The organism is Neglectibacter timonensis (assembly GCF_900048895.1).
Lineage (GTDB): Bacteria > Bacillota > Clostridia > Oscillospirales > Acutalibacteraceae > Acutalibacter > Acutalibacter timonensis.
In genome coordinates this window covers 1,093,420-1,110,196 of the sequence record NZ_LT160640.1, presented here as the reverse complement: position 1 = coordinate 1,110,196, position 16,777 = coordinate 1,093,420, and the positions used below count along the sequence as shown (strand labels likewise).

Genomic DNA, 16,777 nt, shown 5'->3' with positions numbered 1-16,777 from the left:
GGGCCCTTTTTTGAATTATTTCCTTGAAATTTTCCCGGAAAAGTGATAGATTATACGATGTGGTATAGTAAGAAAAAATGCTGACTGCTTTACACAGTGAAGATAGAGCATAAGTCTCAGAAAGCCAAGGAGGAAACAATATGCCTTTTGAAGTTGATAACCTGCTGGATGAAACTCCACAGACCATAAAAGTGGTAGGTGTGGGCGGCGGCGGCGGAAATGCCGTGAACCGCATTGCCAGCGCGGGCGTGCGCAGTGTAGAGCTCGTCTGCATGAATACGGACAAGCAGGCCCTTCAGCGTTCTCAGGCCACCATTAAGATACAGCTGGGCGAAAAGGTTACCCAGGGCCGGGGCGCAGGCTCCAAGCCCGAGGTGGGCGAGAAGGCTGCCGAGGAAAGCCGGGAACTCATTGCAAACACCCTGAAGGATGCCGATATGGTGTTTGTCACCGCCGGAATGGGCGGCGGCACCGGCACAGGCGCAGCTCCCAAGATTGCACAGATTGCCCGGGAGCAGGGCGCGCTGACCGTAGGCATCGTAACGAAGCCCTTTGCCTTTGAAGGCCGCCACCGCATGGAGCAGGCGGAGCGGGGAATCGCCGCTCTCCGGGAGCAGGTAGATTCTCTGGTGGTCATACCCAATGAACGTTTGAAGCTGGTGAGCGAGGAACGCATTACCCTGGCCAACGCCTTTGTGGTGGCGGACGATGTGCTGCGCCAGGGCGTGCAGAGCATTTCCGACCTGATTCAGCTGCCCGGTATCGTCAACCTGGACTTCGAAGATGTGAAGTCCGTCATGCAGAACGCAGGATATGCCCATATGGGCGTGGGCCACGCCAGCGGCAAGGAGAAGGCCGAACAGGCCGCCATGGCCGCCATTTCCAGCCCCCTGCTGGAAACCAAGATTGCGGGTGCCAAGGGCGTTATCATCAATATCACCTCTTCTCCCGATATCGCGCTGGATGAGATCGATACTGCTTCCCAGATCATCACGGAACGCGCCCATGAGGAGGCCAACATCATCTGGGGCGCCACCTTTGACGAGAACATGGAAGATGAGATGACGGTTACTGTTATCGCCACCGGTTTTGAAGGCATGAATGGGGAAAAGGCAAGGCCTGCCCCGGCGATCAATCTGGAGGATGACGATGATGATTTTCTTTCCTCTTCCAGCACCTCCAGCAGCAGAAGCTCTGAGCCCAAGGTGGATCCTGCCGTCATCGATGACGACGATACTTTTACAGACATCATGTCAATTTTCAACCGCAAATAAGCGGTGCTTTCATCGGAAACTGGGGGATACCGCCGAGCAGCGGCGTCCCCTTTTTTCAATAGATACAGCGCATAAATTCACAGGAAATCAGATTTCCAGGAGGAGAAAGTTATGAGCAAATTGATTCAGGGCGTACATCACATCGCGGTGAAGCCCACGGCGGAGAATTACAGAAGAACGGTGGAGTTTTACACCGGGCTTCTGGGTATGGAAACGGTCAAGAGCTGGGGGGATCCGGAGCGGCCCTGCCTAATGATTTCCTGCGGAGACAACTCCTGCATGGAGATTCTCAGCGGTGAGTCCGACCAGCTGCCGGCAGGACCTCTGGCGCACATCGCCTTTGCCACCGACAAGGTAGATGAGCTGATTGAGAAGGTGCGTGCGGAAGGGTATGAGATCACCGATGAGCCGAAGGACGTGGATCTGGGCGGCACGCCCATCCGAATCGCCTTTTTCTATGGACCCACCCATGAACATATCGAGCTTTTCTGGGTGAAGGGCTGAAACCCGAAAAGAGTACCGGGAAAGGATGGCGGGACAATGGCGGAGGAAATCAGGCTGAATACGGCGGAACTTGGAGAAAAGGCGGCTTCCCTGCGGGCGGGCCAGCGGGTGCTGCTCTCTGGAACCTGCTACACCTCTCGGGACGCCGCTCACAAGCGCATCACTGAGATGTTGCTGCGGGGAGAGAAACCGCCCTACCCGCTTAAGAACGCCGCTGTATACTATGCCGGGCCCACTCCCACGCCGGAGGGCCTTGCCATCGGTTCCTGCGGTCCCACCACCAGCGGCAGGATGGACCCTTATACGCCCCGGCTTCTGGACCTGGGGCTCAAGTGTATGATCGGAAAAGGAAAGCGCAGCCCTGAAGTGGTGGAGGCGATAAAACGCAATTCCGCGGTCTATCTCTGCGCCACAGGCGGCGCAGGGGCGCTGGCGGCACGGTGTATCGTCAAAGCCGAGGTCATTGCTTTTGAGGATTTGGGCTGCGAGTCTGTCAAGCGTCTGGAGCTGCGGGATTTTCCCCTGATTGTGGGCATCGACAGCCTGGGCGGCAGTATTTTGGTATGAAATAGAGCGGGCGCCGCATGTGAAAAGGCAGGTACGATAGATTATATGAGATGGGTTTTCTTTGACATGGGTTCCACTCTGGTTGTGGAAAGTAAGGGGTGTGAACATAGAATCAAAGAGGCCATTGCGGGCTCGCCCATTGCCTATGCGGAAAGCATTTAGGAAGATCGACTAGCCTTTTCGTTTTATAAACAGGAATAAAGCGCCGGGGAATGGGGGTGAAAACCCGCAGGCCCCGGATTCCTTTCTTTGGAGATATGAAATATGTTTGATTCAGTCATGAAGCTTCTGGTCAAGGGCTACGGCACGGCGGCAGATCCGAAAATCCGGGAGAAAAGCGGCCGTGCGGCGGGTACTGTGGGGATCGCCACCAACTTGTTGCTGTTCCTCATCAAATTTCTGGCCGGATTCTTTTCTCACTCCCTGGCCATTATGGCGGACGCCGTGAACAACCTGACGGATTCCGGCTCCTCCATTATCATGCTGGTAGGCTTCAAGCTGGCCGGAAAGCCTGCGGATGAAAAGCATCCCTTCGGCCACGCCCGGATTGAATACCTCTGCGGGGTCATTGTCTCTTTTATCGTGCTGTTCCTGGGGCTGCAGCTGGGGATGTCGTCCGTAGAGAAGATCCTGACGCCGGAAGAGACGGAGTACGGCGTCCTGGCTTTCTGTGTTCTGGGGGCTTCCATCCTCATTAAGCTGTGGCAATGCTTCTTCTACCGCAGTGTGGGCAGGAAAATTCAATCAGAGGCCATCTACGCCACCTCCAGCGACAGCAGGAACGATGTGATTGCCACTGCCGTAGTGCTGTTGGGCGCGCTGCTCACAAGGCTGACGGGTGTGAATCTGGACGGCTTTCTGGGGCTTGCCGTGGCGGTATTTATTGTGGGTTCCGGCGTGAAGCTGATTATGGAAACCGGAGACCCTCTGCTGGGGATGGCTCCGGACGAGGAGCTGGTGCGCTCTATTTACGAGAAGATTTTGACCTATCCCGGGGTGATCGGCATTCATGACCTGACTGTGCACAATTACGGAGTGGGCAGATGCTTTGCCTCTGTGCACTGCGAGGTTCCGGCAGAAGAGGATATTCTGATCAGCCACGATATCATTGACAACATCGAACGGGATTTCCTGAAGGATATGGGGATTCACCTGGTGATTCATCTGGATCCTGTCGTCACGGGAGACGAGCGCACCAATGCTCTGCACGGGCAGGTGCGGGAGTGTGTGCACAGAATCTATCCTCAGGCCTCACTGCACGATTTCCGTGTGGTGTGGGGCATTACCCATTCCAACGTCCTGTTTGACGTAGCCGCGCCCTTCTCTCTGGAGGACAGCGACGATGTCATCCAGGACAGGATTTCCCAGGAAATACAGCTGCTGGACCCCAGCTATCGTGCGGTGATCACCATTGACAGGGAAAGCACGGTGAATTCCCTGGAAAGTTAAAACAGAAAAGAAGGGCGCTGCATTTTTTGACAGCGTCCTTCTTTTTTGAGAGTCCTTATTTCACATTGAGTGTCTGACAGGTCACATCCGAATATCGTCTGCAGGAGCGCTGGGCAGGTCGCCCAAATTGTTGCTCTCATTGCCGTCCGGCAGGGAGCGCAGATATTCGCTGCCGTTGCGGCTGGCAATGGCCACTCCGCGGATACCGCCCTGCTTTGCCAGGGCAACTCCCTCGCGTTTAGACAATACAGTGCCGTCGGAAAGCTCATATCCGGAGATTTTTCCGTTTTTGCGCACCAGCTTTGTAATATTTTTTGCATCTTTGTTTGGAACAGGATTCATAATGTTGATGTTTGCGGGCAGATTGCCGATTCTGCCGTTGTTTTTCTGGTTCATGCTGATCTTCCTTTCTTGCGCGCAGAGCGCACGATATCCCGTAAACTGGTTACAGAGAATATTCTGCCGCTCTATGATTTCAAATATACTGAAAAGTGGAATTTGCAAAATATTAATTCTAGAAACGAATACTTCACGGACAATCCCGAAGCAGCTCGTTCCTATTGGCCGCATGAAAGGAAGCCCCAATGACCGGTCAGCTTGATTTCCAGGATGGCACGGAAGCTGCAGAAAAAATCATTTGGGATTGCGCCACAGGAAAATAAAAAGGCAGAAAACGAAAAAACGTTTTCTGCCTTTTTTGATAAAATCAGACGTCCAGCTTCATGTCGCCGTCCTTCACCCAGCCCAGCTTCCTGAGGCCCAGGTTGATGACCCAGGACAGCAGCGCGGGAAGGATAAAACAGAGGAGAAGCAGGCCGATCCAGTCCATGGGCGTGATGGCGGCTTTGGCTCCGGCAGCGATATCGCTGACCCAGCCGGAATAGACGCCGATCTGACCCACCAGGCCGCAGGTGCCCATACCGCTGGAGATAGGCGCGCCGTTCATCTGCAGTTTGAACACACAGGTGGCAAGAGGCCCGGTGATGGCGGAAGCCAAGGTGGGCGCAATCCAAATGCGGGGATTCTTCACGATGTTGGAAACCTGCAGCATGGAAGTGCCGATTCCCTGGGCCATCAGACCGCCCCATCTGTTTTCCCGGAAGCTGATGACGGCAAAGCCGATCATCTGGGCGCAGCAGCCCGCTACAGCGGCGCCGCCTGCAAGCCCGGTGAGGCCCAGCGCAGCGCAGATAGCGGCGCTGCTGATGGGCAGTGTCAGCGCTACGCCGACCAATACGGAAACGAAAATGCCCATGAAGAAGGGCTGAAGTTCTGTGGCCCACATGATGAGCTGCCCCAGACTGGCAGCGGCCGCACCAATGGCCGGGGCGCAGAGATAGGCCAGCAGGGCGCCGGACAGAATAGTGACGGAGGGCGTCACCAGGATGTCTACAGGAGTTTTCTTGCTGACCAGCTTGCCCAGCTCAGCAGCGATGATGGCGATGAGCAGCACAGCCAGAGGACCGCCTTCCCCGCCCAAGGTGTTGGAGGCGCTGCCCACAGCGGCCAGGGAGAACAGGACAAGGGGCGGCGCTTTCAGGGCATAGCCGATGGCGATGGCCATTGCCGGTCCAGCCATAGCTTTTGCAAAATCGCCGATCTCCGTGAGCAGGGGAATACCGAATTGCGTGCCAATGGTGGAGATGATGGTGCCGATGAGCAGGGAGGCGAAAAGCCCCTGCGCCATGGCGCTCATAGCGTCTACAAAATAGAGCCGCAGATAGGACTTTACGGTTTGCCAGATCCCGTTCCCTTTACGGGAAACGGACTGGGGTTTTTTTTTATCTTCCAAAGTTCAGATTCATCCCTTCTGAGTTTCATTTGCCTGCGGAAGGGACGCCGCACGATCCGGCGTCCGCCGGAGGCAGGTGTGGTTGCTTAAACTGCTGAATCTGCCGGCGTTCCGGAACGGAAGAAGAAATACCCTTCCCTGTGGCGGGACTTTTTCCTTCCCTGGCTGAGATCGCCGGTCAAATCAGAATTTGCTGAATAATCTATATTGGCTATGTTGCCCGGAAACGAAGTCTGCTTTGGATGGGGGAATCGCCGCCGGAGAACTTCCGGACCAATTGGTCGTTCCCTTTTTCTACTGGCAGTACGCCGTGTCCAGGCCGTCTTTGGTTTGTAAAATCATACCATAAAGCACGTTTTTTTACAATCGCTAATCTTCCCAGAGAGAAGTGTGCTCCGTCCGGAGTTACTGAGCAAAACGACTGAAACCGGCGCTGTTTTCTTTTCTGAATGAATTGAGCGGAAAGGAATTGACAAAATCCGGCAGGTATACTATGATAGAGCGCGTTGAGAAATGGGCGGTGTCAGGAAGCCGCCGAATAACCGTTTTATAAGGAAGGAAGAAAAAAATGAATCAAACAAAGAACAGACGAGTCATATCCCTGTTGCTGGGTGTGCTGATGCTTTTGGGAATGGCGGCGTTTGCCGGTTGCAGCCAGCAGGAAACGGAGTCCAAGACGTCCTCCGCAATGCCCCAGAGCAGCAGCCAGGAGGAGAAGGTTTCAAGCTCCGGTGAGGACAGCTCTGCCGGAAGCAGCGTTTCTGCAAAGACAATCACCCTGACAGTGGTGCACAAGGATAAGAGCGAGAACTCCTTCACCATCTCCACAGAGGCTGAGAACCTGCGGGAAGCCTTGGAGCAGGAGAAGCTGGCCGAGGGGGAAGAGAGCAGCTTCGGTCTGTTTGTGAAGACCGTGGACGGCGAGACGGTGGACGACGGCAACCAGGAATGGTGGTGTCTGACTAAGGGCGGCGAAATGTGGAATTACGGCGTGGACGATACCAAAATTGCCGACGGCGACGCCTTTGAATTTACCTTTACGGAAGGTTACTGATGAAACTGCGGGATCTCTGCCTGATGGCGGTGCTGGGCGTAGTGATGTTTGTCTCCCAGGTGGCGTTGGCTTTTCTGCCCAATATTGAGCTGGTGAGCCTGTTTGTCATTCTCTTTACCCTGGTGTTCCGCAAGCGGGTCGTCGGGGCTCTGGGTGTGTTTATCCTGCTGGAAGGGCTGGTTTATGGCTTTGGGTTCTGGTGGCTGAATTACCTTTATGTCTGGCCGCTGCTGGCCCTGCTGACCTATATGTTCCGCTGGATGACCAAAAGCTGGCAGTGGGCGGTCTTTTCCGGACTGTACGGCCTTGCTTTCGGCACGTTCTGCTCCCTGGCTTATCTTCCCATCGGGGGAATCCCGATGATGATCTCCTGGATTATCAGTGGATTTCCGTTTGACATTGCCCATGCTGTCGGAAATTTTATCCTGGCATTTCTGCTCTATCGCAAGCTGCGGCAGCTGCTGGAAAAGCTGGACCATGGACTTCTCCGGCTGGGCAATTCAGCGCATTAGGGAGAAAGCCCAGCCTGCCTGTATGGAAATCTTCCAATTAGCCTCCTGAAACGTCATGTTTCAGGAGTTTTTTTTTATGGGAAAACTTACAATCTTGAGATTGTAAAAATAAATATAAGATAGTTATTGACAATCACGTGAATACATTATATAATGAATTCAATCACAAAAGGGAGGAGGGGATAAAGATGGATTCACACTTAATACTGGAACCAACTTTTCCGGGAACAGTTGTGGAACGGCAGGGAAAGAGCGCGGCGGAATTTCTGGACGGCCTGTTCTTCGGCACAAAGGGACTGATGCTGTCTCAGGTGCGGGAGATCACCAAGCTGGAAACCTCGGTCATACAGAATTGGGTAAACCGGGGCTGGGTGCAGAAGCCGGTGGAAAAACGATATTCAGCCAACCACCTGGCGCGCATTCTGCTGATCAACATGCTTCGGGAGGTGACCAAGCTGGAAACCATCGTCCATATACTCACCTATCTTAACGGCAGCGCAAATTGCCGGGAGGACGACAGCATTTCGGAGTCGCAGCTCTATATTTACATCTGCGATATTCTGGATGAGGTGGATTATGAGACAATTTTGTCAGGCAGCCTGGACCGGTTGATTGAATCCCGGGCAACAGACTACAGGGAGCCTTTCCCTGGAGCCAGGGAAAAGGTGATGAATGCTGCAAAGCTGATTCTGACCTATTACGCCGCGTCTCTGGTCAAGGTGCGTGCAGACCGTCTCTATGAGCAGGCTGTGGAGCCGGTTCTGAAAGTATGATGGGAAAGGGGGAATCGTAATGTTGGAATGGTGGAACGGGCTTTCCCTGATCAGCAGGGTTTTCGCCTGTATCGCAGTGCCTGCCACGGCGGTGATGCTGCTGCAGACGATTCTGCTGCTCATCGGAATCGGAGGCGGCGGAGATTCCGATTTTGATGCGGACGGCGGGGAAGTCGATTTTGATACGGGTCTTGACCTGGATACTGATTTCGACGCGGACGGCAGCCTGGATTTGGATTTCGACGCCGATGCCGCCGCAGCCTCCGATTTGGGAGAAGCGGCCGGTCACGGCGACGGGCTGACTCTGTTCAGCATCCGGGGGATTGTGGCTTTCTTTTCCATCGGCGGCTGGGTGGGCTTTGTGGCCGACCGGGCCGGGCTTCCCCTGGCGGAAAGCATCATTCTCTCCGCGGCCGGCGGGGTTGCCGCACTGTTTCTTGTGGCTTGGCTGATGAAAAACGCCATGAAGCTGCAGGACAACGGCAACTTGGATCTGAGGCAGACACTGGGGAAGATCGGCACCGCCTATCTTCCAATTCCGCCAAAAGGGGAGGGCAAGGGGAAAATCAGCCTTCTTCTTTCCAGCGGGCTGGTGGAACTGGACGCTGTAAACGCAGGAACAGCGCCGCTTTCCACAGGGACGCAGGTGTCCGTTTGCGCCCTTGCAGACGCCACCACAGTGGTGGTGGAGGCATTGATAAACACCGCCCAGTCGGAGCGGCACAGGCTTGAGGACTGAGGGCAGCTGGCTGCCCGGCAGGAATTTTATTTGAGAAAGGTGTGGAACGGTCCATGAACGCAGGGATTGATGTAGGAGTTGTCATTCTGATCACGGTGATTGCACTTTTGGTGTTCACCACAATTATCGTTATTTTTTCCAGATACCGAAAATGCCCGTCCGACAAGATACTGGTGGTATACGGAAAAATCGGCACCAATAAGGACGGCACGGCACGCAGTGCAAAGTGTATCCACGGCGGCGCGGCCTTTATTGTGCCTATCATCCAGTCTTATGCCTATCTGGATTTGACGCCGCTTTCCATCCAGGTGGATTTGAAGAACGCTCTGTCCAAGCAGAATATCCGCATCGATGTGCCCTCCAGATTTACCGTGGGTATTTCGGTAGAGAATGGCGTGATGCAGAACGCGGCGGAACGCCTGCTGGGGCTGAAGCTCTCTGAAATCCAGGAGCTTGCAAAGGATATCATTTTCGGCCAGCTGCGGCTGGTGATCGCCACAATGGATATCGAGGAGATCAATACGGACCGCGACAAGTTCCTTACCGCAGTCTCCAATAACGTGGAGACCGAGCTGAAAAAAATCGGCCTGCGGCTGATCAACGTGAACGTCACGGATATTTCCGACGAATCCGGGTATATCTCCGCTCTGGGTAAAGAAGCGGCGGCCAAAGCCATCAACGATGCGAAAATTTCCGTGGCAGAGGCCAACCGTTCCGGTGATATCGGCGAGGCAAACGCCAGACGGGAACAGCGCGTATCGGTTTCTTTGGCGGATTCGGAAGCCATTCAGGGTGAAAACCAGGCCAAGGCACAAATTGCGGAATCCAATGCCACGCTGAACGAGAAGCAGGCTGAAGCCCTGCGCCGCTCTACCGCCGCGCAGAAGATTCAGTCGGCAAGGGCGCTGCAGGAGGCCTATGCGGCTGAGCAGGAGGCTGAAAAGGCGCGTTCCGCCCGTGATGAAGCCACGCTGGAGGCAGACGTCATCGTGAAGGCGGAAATTGAAAAACGTCAGAAAGAGCTGCAGGCGGAGGCGGAGGCAGAACAGATCCGCCGTAGGGCCAAAGGTGAAGCGGACGCTATCTTTGCGAAGATGGACGCTCAGGCCCGCGGTACCCAGGAGATCCTGATGAAACAGGCTATCGGTTTCCAGAAGATTGTGGAGGCTGCCGGCGGAAACGCCGAGGACGCCATGCGCCTGATGATTGCCGACAAGCTGGAAGAGCTGGTAAAGACCCAGGTAGAGGCTGTGAAGAACCTGAAGATCGACAAGGTTACAGTCTGGGACAGCATGAACGGCAAGGACGGAACGCCTGCTACGGCGAATTTCCTTTCCGGCATGATGAAGTCCATTCCCCCCATGAATGAGATGTTTGACATGGCCGGAATGGAACTGCCCGCTTTCCTTGGAAAGAAGAAGGAAGAGGGCGAGAAGGCTTCCGTGATGGAGGAAGTGGACAAATCCATCGCCGCCAGCACAGCCGGCAAGGCCTGAAAATAAAGTAAAGGGCTCTGCCGGGAAACGGCAGAGCCCCTTTAGTCTGTCGATAAACGTAAGAGCCAACGCCTTCGGAGGGAGGAAGGGTGTGGGAGGGAACCGTCAGGGTTCCTCTCCCGCGTTGATTCCAAAACAAGTTTGCATGGGTAGGCTTACTGAGAAATCAATTCCTTCCCTGCAAACTTGTTCAGCTTGGCGAAATGCTCTTTTTCGACAAGCTGAGGGGCTCTGCCGGGAAACGGCAGAGCCCCTTCTATTTTATTTGGGAATCAAATTATACGGCGTCTTCTTCTCCCGGTTCCGGAAGCGGTTCGCCCTTGACCTCGATTTCCACAGCGCGGTTATTTTCTACCCGGCTAACGGTGAACAACAGGCCTTCATATTCGAAAGCGTCGCCCGGCTCAGGGATCCGGTCCAGATTTTCGATGATCCAGCCGTTGATGGTGGAGGCCTCCGTCTCGCAGGAGATGTGGAAGAAATCAAAAAGATCGTCCAGATCGGTGGAACAGAAAACCCGGTAAGTATCCTCTCCGGATTTATGGAAGCTTTCCGCCGCAATGGCGTCATGCTCATCCCAAATCTCACCCACCAGCTCTTCGATCACATCTTCCAGGGTCACAATACCCTCGGTGCCGCCGAATTCATCTACAATGACGGCCATGTGCAGCTTGTTCTGCTGCAAAAGCTTCAGCAGAGTGGAAATTTTCATGGACGGGGGAATGAACTCCGCCGCCTTTAAAATGCTGTCGATCTCCTTAGTAGTGCCCCATACGTAACTGTAGAAATTTTTCTCATGGATCACGCCCACGATGCTGTCGATGGTCTCTTCATAGACAGGAAGCCTGGAATACCCGGTTTCCCGAAACAGACGCGCTACCTCTTCCTTTTCCGCATCCCTGGGCACAGCCACTACGTCCACCCGGGGAGTCATGATGTCGATGGCCTCGATGTCGTCGAACTCAATGACATTGCGGAGCATGGTTCCCTCGTTTTTATCAATGCCGCCTTCCTGCTCAGCCTCTTCCACAATGGTGAGCAGCTCGCTGTCGGTAAGGGAATGGTCGCCGCTGACCTTGAAAAGGCGCTTCAGACCCTTTTTGAGCTGGGTAAACAGGAAGTTGACAGGCTTGAGAACCACAATGAGAACCCGGATAATGGGCGAGGAGAACATGGCGAAGCTTTCCGCGCTTTCCTTGGCCAGGCTCTTGGGCGATACCTCGCCGAAGATGAGCACGATAACGGTCATCACCACGGTAGAAACCGTGGGGCCGATTCCTTCGCCCAGGGCGTTGACGAACAGCACGGTGGCGATGGAGGCGGAAGCGATGTTGACGATGTTGTTTCCTACCAGAATGGTAGAGAGCAGCTCGTCATAATTTTCCGAGAGAGCGTAAGCCAGCTTGGCCCGTTTGTTTCCGCCGGCGGCCAAATTTTTCAGCCGGATTCGGTTGAGAGAGGAGAAAGCCGTCTCCGTAGCCGAAAAGTAAGCGGAAAGTGCAACCAGAACGATCAGAATCAGGATCAGCGTAGTACTGTGACTGTCCATAGAGGAAAAAACCACAACCTTTACAATTTTTTGAGAACAATTATAGCATAGAGCACGGAAAATAGCAAGGTGGATCAGGAAACGATTTTAAGAAGGCTGCCTAAACAGGAAATATATGCCTGCGCGGGGCTCGAAAAGAGCAGCGCCGCCCATACAGGCGGCGCTGGTTTCTGTTATGTGGAGGCCTGCTCACAAAGCAGGTCGCGGGGACGGCGGGCGGCATTGGGAAGGGGCTGTTTGAGAATCCGCTGGCCCAGAGGGAAGCTGAGAAGGAAGAGGACAACAGCTCCGAAGATCATGCAGCCTGCTATGAAATAAAAGGCCTTTACGCCTACCATGGCGATCAGCACGCCGCCCAAGAGATTTCCGACAATCCCGGCGACGGAATTCATGGCGCCGTTGAGCGTCTGTGCCGTAGCCTTCAGGTGGTCCGGAGCCAGGCTGTACACATAGTTGGTGCCTACGCCGATAAAAAGTCCGCCGCCGATGCCCTGGAAGGTGATGATGAAAAACAGGTGGGCAAAGTTCCCGGCAAAGGAGTAAAGCGTCATTTCCAGCACATAGAAGATGCCTGCCGCCACAATGATGTGCGGCATACGGAACCGTTTCCTCAGGTGAACCATCAGGATGAGCATGGGGATTTCCATCAGCGCCTTATAACCCGTCAAAATGCCGTAAAGAGAGGGATCTGCGCCCACCGATTTGATCAAATAAGGCATGAAGGTATAGGAACAGTTCAGCGGGATATTCAGGGCGATGGCGAAAACAAGGTAGGCCATGTAATAGTAATTTTTAAAGAGCTCTCCCACGTGCATTTCCCTGAGAGAAAGGGATTTTCCCTTTTTGGCGTCGTCCTTGATGGAAAAAGCCACCAGCATCAGGGGAACCGCCACAATGGAAAAACCGAAAAACGCATATCTGATGCCCAGCAGGGGCAGCAGGCCGCTCAACGCCATGGACATGACGGCAAAGCTGATGCTGCCCCAGAGCCGCACGCCGCCGTAATTGAGACCCTGGCGGTTGGCTGCCTGTACCACCCAGCTGTCCACAAGCGCGCCGGTGGGCGTGCGGAAAAAACAGGAAAGGGGGATGATCAAATAGGCAAGGAGCACGGGCCCCAGCCGGTAAGCCGAGATCATGGGGATCAGCGGGACAATCAGGGCGCTGACCAGGGTGGCGAACAGAAAGACCTTTTTGATGGACCTCAGCTTGTCGCTGAGCGCGCCCCAAAGCGGCATGGCGAGAATACTGACGGCGGAGTTCAGGGCGCTGATCATGCCCACTTCGGTGGAGTCCATCCCGATATCCTGCAGGTAGACCGTGGTAAAGGAATTGGTGGCAGCGGCAAACCAATACATGAATTCCAGGCCAGAATACTGGAAATACTCTTTCCCCAGACCGAGGCACATGTTTTTTGCCCGGACGGGAATCCGCCCGAGCATGTGAAATAGCTCCATCTCAACACAACTCCGTTGTCCGTTCCTCCCGGTGAGGTCCGGAATATTTTTACACAGCATGTATTATAACGCACCGAGCGGTATTAAAAAATGTCCCTCGCCGTCTTTTCCTGTACGATTCCGATTTTCGATTTCGGCCCCGGCGGCCTGGAACTGGCCTCGCTAATTATCCAGTTGGAAAGAAAGCGGCGGGCCGGCGGCCGGATTTTCTTCCGGCCCGCCAAATCTGTACGGAAGCCGCTGCAGAAGGTTTGGAAGAAGCTGAAATACATGTCATGCCCGCCGCAGGTATGTTATAATAAACGCAATAGCCAAACGGGTGCAGAAAAAACGCAGCCGGTTGAATGGCAGAGGATAGAAGAGAGGCCTGCAGGTATGGAAACTCCTGTACAAAGGAAAAAACTGAATTTGGGCATTGTGGCCCATGCGGACGCAGGGAAAACCACGTTGACGGAGCAGATTCTGTATCTGGCCGGAGCCGTCCGCGCCGCAGGGAGCGTGGACGACGGCACCGCCAGCACCGACACGCTGGCGGTGGAACGGGAGCGGGGTATCTCTGTGAGGACGGCCTGTGCTTCCGTGTTTTGGAAAGGCGTGAAGCTCAATCTGATCGATGCGCCTGGGCATTCCGACTTCCTCAGCGAGGTGGAGCGTTCTCTGAGCGTTCTGGACGCGGCGGTTCTGGTAATCTCCTCCGTGGAAGGGATTCAGCCCCAGACAAGGCAGCTGGCGGAAAGCTTGAAGAACGCGGGACTGCCCTGCCTGCTCTTTTTCAACAAGTGCGACAGGGCGGGCAGCCGCAGCGCAGCTGTCCTGCAGGAGGCGGAAAAGCTGTTCGGAAAGCCCGTGCTTCCGCTGAACGCTGTTTTGGAGGAGGGAACGGAGCGCTGCGCCGTGCAGCCTCTGTCCTTGACGGAAGGGGAACGGCTGGAGCGCAGCGTGCTTGCCTGTGCGGAGGAACCCCTGCTGGAACTGCTGCTCACTTCGGAGGAAGAGGCCGCCAGGGCGCTTCCCGAGGCCCTGGGGCGTGCGGTGGGGGAGGCCAGGGTGCTGCCTGCGCTGTTCGGCGCTTCCAAATATGGAACCGGCGTTGGGGAGCTTCTGGACGCGGCCGCGGAATACCTGCAGGAGGCGGAGGCGCCGGGCGGGGAATTCTGCGCCCGGGTCTATAAGGTGGAGCATGACCCTATTATGGGGAAAGCCGCCTACGTGCGTCTTTTTTCCGGATCTCTCAGAAACCGCCAGGCGGTCCGCTGCGCGGGGGAGACGGAGGAAAAGGTCACCAGGATCCGCTGTGTCTCCGGGAAGAGGTTGGAGGATGCGGAACAGGTGGAGGCGAACGATATCGCCGTGCTCTACGGGCTTTCTTCCGTGCGGTCAGGCGACGTGCTGGGCACAGCGCCGGAAGGGCTGCGGGAATACCGGCTGTGCGAGCCGCTGATGTTGGCGAAGGCGGAGCCGGAGAATCCGGAACAGCAGAGAAAGCTGGTGGAAGCTCTGCAGCTTCTCTGTGAGGAAGACCCCAGCCTGCAGCTGGAATGGAACCGGGAAAAGCAGGAGGCTTGGGTCCGGGTGACGGGCAGAATTCAGCTGGAAGTGCTGGAGGGGCTGCTGATGGAACGCTGGGGCCTGCGGGTTTCCTTTGGAAAGCCCTCCGTCATCTACCGGGAAACACCCCGGAAATGCGCAGAGGGCTTCGAGGCCTATCTGGCGCCGAAGCCCTGCTGGGCGGTGGTCAAATTTATGCTGGAACCGCTGCCCCGGGGAAGCGGCGTGCAGTACGAGTCGAAAGTGTCTCCGGGAAGGCTCCCCTACCGGTACCAGGCACATGTGGAAACCGCCCTGTTCCGGGCGCTTTCCCAGGGGCTTCACGGCTGGGAGGTGACCGATATGAAGGTCACGCTGACGGATGGGGAATCCCACCATGTGCACACCCACCCGCTGGATTTCTTTGTGGCGACCCCCATGGCCCTGATGGACGGACTGCGGGCAGCGGGAACAAAGCTTCTGGAACCCATTGTACGGCTGCAGTTGGACGCCCCAGAGGAATATTTGGGAAAGACAATCAGTCTGCTGACGGCCCACCGCGGCGTCTTTGAAAGCCCGGAACTGCGGGACGGCTATTTTTGTCTGACGGCGTTGGTGCCCGCAGCTGAAACTTTTGATTTTCCGGTGGAGTTTGCCGTTGCCACGGCGGGAAAGGGAAGCTGTGGCTCCCGTTTTTCCCATTATGAGGACTGTCCGGAAGGAATGGGGGAGGAGCGGGAAAGACTGGGGCCGGATCCGCTGGACAGGCCCCGGTTTATTCTGGCTGCCCGCTCCGCCCTGACCCAGGGAGATTAGCCGTTGAGCAGCCAGACGCCGGCGTTGAGGTAGCCGGCGAAGGCAACCCAGAGCAGATAGGGGATCATCAGCCAGCCGGCCGCCTTTGTTTCCTGAAAAAAACGGGCCGTGGTGATGAGGATGAGAACCCAGAGCAGCAGGAGCCAGATGAGGGAGGCCAGATAGGCACGGGCGTTGAAGAAGAGCAGTGGCCAGACGAAGTTAAAAATCAACTGCAGCCCGTAGAAAAACAGGGCCCCGTTCCGGCCGGTACTGTCCCGCATCCACACCAGATAGGCAGCAACGCCCATGAGGGAATAGAGGATGGTCCAGGCCAGAGGAAATACCCAGCCCGGCGGGGAGAGGGGCGGCTGCTTCAGGCTTTGGTAGAATTCCATGGAATTTCCGGTAAACAGGGCTGCCAGCCCGCCTGTTCCCAGGCTGATCAAAAGGCTCAGCAGAAGAGGCTTCAGTTTTATCATGGGATCGGCTCCTTCCCGCGTTCAGTTGTCTCGCTGTCAGTATATGCCGATTCCGCCGGGAAAATACGGGCAGACGGTTTCAGAGAAACGCCACCCGGTCCCGCAGGATGGTGCGGACGGCCTCCGGATAGGGCTCTGCCGGAACCCAGTTTCTGTTCACCCGCATTACGGAAAGGCCGTGGACAAGGCCCCACATGGCGATCAAATCATACTCGTAATGCTTGGAATCTACCCCTGCGCTTTGGAGATAGGTTACGGCCGTGTCCCGAAAGATGGCGAGAGGGTCTCCGCATGCGGCGGCGTCCGGAGAAAGCTGTTCCGGTTCCGCCCGGCCGGTCACCCCGGTGAAAAACAAAAATTTCAGGTATTCCGGGTTTTCCACCATGAAGCGTACATAGTTGACGCCCATCTCCACCAGGCGTTCCTGGGGATCGCTGTTCTCCAGGGCGTTCAGCCCGTCCAGCAGCTTCTGAGCAAACAGCTGCTGAACGGGCTGCGTCAGCGCCGCCAAAATGTCGTCTTTATTTTTGAAATGCTTGTAGGGCGCCGCATGGCTGACATTGCATTCCGCCGCAAGACGCCGCAGGGAAAGGGCCCGGATGCCCTCCTGGGCGACGATTTTCACCCCGGCGTCGATCAGCTCCTGCCTCAAGTTTTCATGGTGATAAGCTTTCTTTTCCATTGAAATCCTCCATGCCTCTCAGAATGGCTTCAGTATAGCAGGTGTACTGAAAAAAAACAATGTTGACAATGGTAATATTTGGTGGTATGCTTGTTTTGCATCTAAGTTTACGTTGTAAACATAGG

The 16,777-nt window shown here is 55.4% G+C and carries 16 protein-coding genes; 10 read left to right on the top strand and 6 right to left on the bottom strand.

Annotated features, from left to right (window positions below; genetic code table 11):
* Positions 1 to 140: 140 nt before the first annotated feature.
* The 4 genes from ftsZ (at position 141) to BN3911_RS14220 (ending at position 3,794) form a co-directional block, all read left to right on the top strand.
* Positions 141 to 1,274: a cell division protein FtsZ gene (gene ftsZ, locus BN3911_RS14235; RefSeq protein WP_066866768.1), complete on the top strand. Its 1,134-nt coding sequence runs from the start codon at positions 141 to 143 to the stop codon at positions 1,272 to 1,274.
* A gap of 111 nt (positions 1,275 to 1,385) precedes the next feature.
* The gene (locus BN3911_RS14230; RefSeq protein WP_066866766.1) at positions 1,386 to 1,778 is read left to right on the top strand and encodes a VOC family protein; all 393 of its coding nucleotides are present in this window, start codon (positions 1,386 to 1,388) and stop codon (positions 1,776 to 1,778) included.
* Between the two features lie 36 nt (positions 1,779 to 1,814).
* Entirely contained in the window at positions 1,815 to 2,345 is a 531-nt protein-coding gene (locus BN3911_RS14225) for a FumA C-terminus/TtdB family hydratase beta subunit (protein ID WP_066866764.1), read from the top strand.
* Between the two features lie 264 nt (positions 2,346 to 2,609).
* On the top strand, positions 2,610 to 3,794 hold the full coding sequence (locus BN3911_RS14220) for a cation diffusion facilitator family transporter (RefSeq protein ID WP_066866763.1): 1,185 nt from the start codon (positions 2,610 to 2,612) through the stop codon (positions 3,792 to 3,794).
* 81 nt (positions 3,795 to 3,875) lie between these two features.
* Here BN3911_RS14220 and BN3911_RS14215 read toward each other — a convergent pair whose 3' ends face one another.
* Together BN3911_RS14215 and BN3911_RS14210 are read right to left on the bottom strand one after the other, a co-directional pair.
* Positions 3,876 to 4,190 (bottom strand): DUF3892 domain-containing protein, encoded by a 315-nt coding sequence (locus tag BN3911_RS14215; protein WP_066866761.1) that lies wholly within the window; start codon positions 4,188 to 4,190, stop codon positions 3,876 to 3,878.
* 310 nt (positions 4,191 to 4,500) lie between these two features.
* A complete protein-coding gene (locus BN3911_RS14210) occupies positions 4,501 to 5,538 on the bottom strand; it encodes a PTS sugar transporter subunit IIC (protein WP_066867960.1) in 1,038 nt (345 codons plus the stop codon).
* 616 nt (positions 5,539 to 6,154) lie between these two features.
* On the opposite strand from BN3911_RS14210, the gene BN3911_RS14205 reads away from it, so the two are divergent.
* The 5 genes from BN3911_RS14205 (at position 6,155) to BN3911_RS14185 (ending at position 10,160) form a co-directional block, all read left to right on the top strand.
* Positions 6,155 to 6,640 (top strand): DUF4430 domain-containing protein, encoded by a 486-nt coding sequence (locus BN3911_RS14205; protein ID WP_082942299.1) that lies wholly within the window; start codon positions 6,155 to 6,157, stop codon positions 6,638 to 6,640.
* Positions 6,640 to 7,152: a hypothetical protein gene (locus BN3911_RS14200; protein ID WP_066866759.1), complete on the top strand. Its 513-nt coding sequence runs from the start codon at positions 6,640 to 6,642 to the stop codon at positions 7,150 to 7,152. Before BN3911_RS14205 ends, BN3911_RS14200 begins: the two co-directional genes overlap by 1 nt.
* Positions 7,153 to 7,340: 188 nt before the next feature.
* Positions 7,341 to 7,925, top strand: a complete 585-nt coding sequence (locus BN3911_RS14195) for a DUF1836 domain-containing protein (RefSeq protein WP_066866757.1) — start codon at positions 7,341 to 7,343, stop codon at positions 7,923 to 7,925.
* Positions 7,926 to 7,944: 19 nt separating this feature from the next.
* Entirely contained in the window at positions 7,945 to 8,664 is a 720-nt protein-coding gene (locus BN3911_RS14190) for a hypothetical protein (RefSeq protein ID WP_066866755.1), read from the top strand.
* Positions 8,665 to 8,717: 53 nt separating this feature from the next.
* Positions 8,718 to 10,160: a flotillin family protein gene (locus BN3911_RS14185; protein ID WP_066866753.1), complete on the top strand. Its 1,443-nt coding sequence runs from the start codon at positions 8,718 to 8,720 to the stop codon at positions 10,158 to 10,160.
* 277 nt (positions 10,161 to 10,437) lie between these two features.
* Here BN3911_RS14185 and BN3911_RS14180 read toward each other — a convergent pair whose 3' ends face one another.
* A complete protein-coding gene (locus BN3911_RS14180) occupies positions 10,438 to 11,724 on the bottom strand; it encodes an HlyC/CorC family transporter (protein WP_341441219.1) in 1,287 nt (428 codons plus the stop codon).
* Between the two features lie 158 nt (positions 11,725 to 11,882).
* Positions 11,883 to 13,151: an MFS transporter gene (locus BN3911_RS14175; protein WP_187127760.1), complete on the bottom strand. Its 1,269-nt coding sequence runs from the start codon at positions 13,149 to 13,151 to the stop codon at positions 11,883 to 11,885.
* A gap of 390 nt (positions 13,152 to 13,541) precedes the next feature.
* Between BN3911_RS14175 and BN3911_RS14170 the strand changes: the two genes are divergently transcribed.
* Positions 13,542 to 15,509 (top strand): elongation factor G, encoded by a 1,968-nt coding sequence (locus tag BN3911_RS14170; RefSeq protein WP_066867957.1) that lies wholly within the window; start codon positions 13,542 to 13,544, stop codon positions 15,507 to 15,509.
* Here the strand turns inward: BN3911_RS14170 and BN3911_RS14165 are convergent.
* Both BN3911_RS14165 and BN3911_RS14160 read right to left on the bottom strand, forming a co-directional pair.
* Positions 15,506 to 15,970, bottom strand: coding sequence for a TspO/MBR family protein (locus BN3911_RS14165; protein WP_082942296.1), 465 nt, complete (start codon positions 15,968 to 15,970; stop codon positions 15,506 to 15,508). The genes BN3911_RS14170 and BN3911_RS14165 overlap by 4 nt on opposite strands.
* Positions 15,971 to 16,049: 79 nt before the next feature.
* A complete protein-coding gene (locus tag BN3911_RS14160; RefSeq protein WP_066866747.1) occupies positions 16,050 to 16,652 on the bottom strand; it encodes a TetR/AcrR family transcriptional regulator in 603 nt (200 codons plus the stop codon).
* Between the last annotated feature and the right edge of the window lie 125 nt (positions 16,653 to 16,777).

Bases quoted from the DNA above. Each gene is read 5' to 3' on its own strand.
- ftsZ (WP_066866768.1), top strand. From the start codon at position 141: ATGCCTTTTGAAGTTGATAACCTGCTGGATGAAACTCCACAGACCATA.
- BN3911_RS14230 (WP_066866766.1), top strand. From the start codon at position 1,386: ATGAGCAAATTGATTCAGGGCGTACATCACATCGCGGTGAAGCCCACG.
- BN3911_RS14225 (WP_066866764.1), top strand. From the start codon at position 1,815: ATGGCGGAGGAAATCAGGCTGAATACGGCGGAACTTGGAGAAAAGGCG.
- BN3911_RS14220 (WP_066866763.1), top strand. From the start codon at position 2,610: ATGTTTGATTCAGTCATGAAGCTTCTGGTCAAGGGCTACGGCACGGCG.
- BN3911_RS14215 (WP_066866761.1), bottom strand. From the start codon at position 4,190: ATGAACCAGAAAAACAACGGCAGAATCGGCAATCTGCCCGCAAACATC.
- BN3911_RS14205 (WP_082942299.1), top strand. From the start codon at position 6,155: ATGAATCAAACAAAGAACAGACGAGTCATATCCCTGTTGCTGGGTGTG.
- BN3911_RS14200 (WP_066866759.1), top strand. From the start codon at position 6,640: ATGAAACTGCGGGATCTCTGCCTGATGGCGGTGCTGGGCGTAGTGATG.
- BN3911_RS14195 (WP_066866757.1), top strand. From the start codon at position 7,341: ATGGATTCACACTTAATACTGGAACCAACTTTTCCGGGAACAGTTGTG.
- BN3911_RS14190 (WP_066866755.1), top strand. From the start codon at position 7,945: ATGTTGGAATGGTGGAACGGGCTTTCCCTGATCAGCAGGGTTTTCGCC.
- BN3911_RS14185 (WP_066866753.1), top strand. From the start codon at position 8,718: ATGAACGCAGGGATTGATGTAGGAGTTGTCATTCTGATCACGGTGATT.
- BN3911_RS14175 (WP_187127760.1), bottom strand. From the start codon at position 13,151: ATGCTCGGGCGGATTCCCGTCCGGGCAAAAAACATGTGCCTCGGTCTG.
- BN3911_RS14170 (WP_066867957.1), top strand. From the start codon at position 13,542: ATGGAAACTCCTGTACAAAGGAAAAAACTGAATTTGGGCATTGTGGCC.
- BN3911_RS14165 (WP_082942296.1), bottom strand. From the start codon at position 15,970: ATGATAAAACTGAAGCCTCTTCTGCTGAGCCTTTTGATCAGCCTGGGA.
- BN3911_RS14160 (WP_066866747.1), bottom strand. From the start codon at position 16,652: ATGGAAAAGAAAGCTTATCACCATGAAAACTTGAGGCAGGAGCTGATC.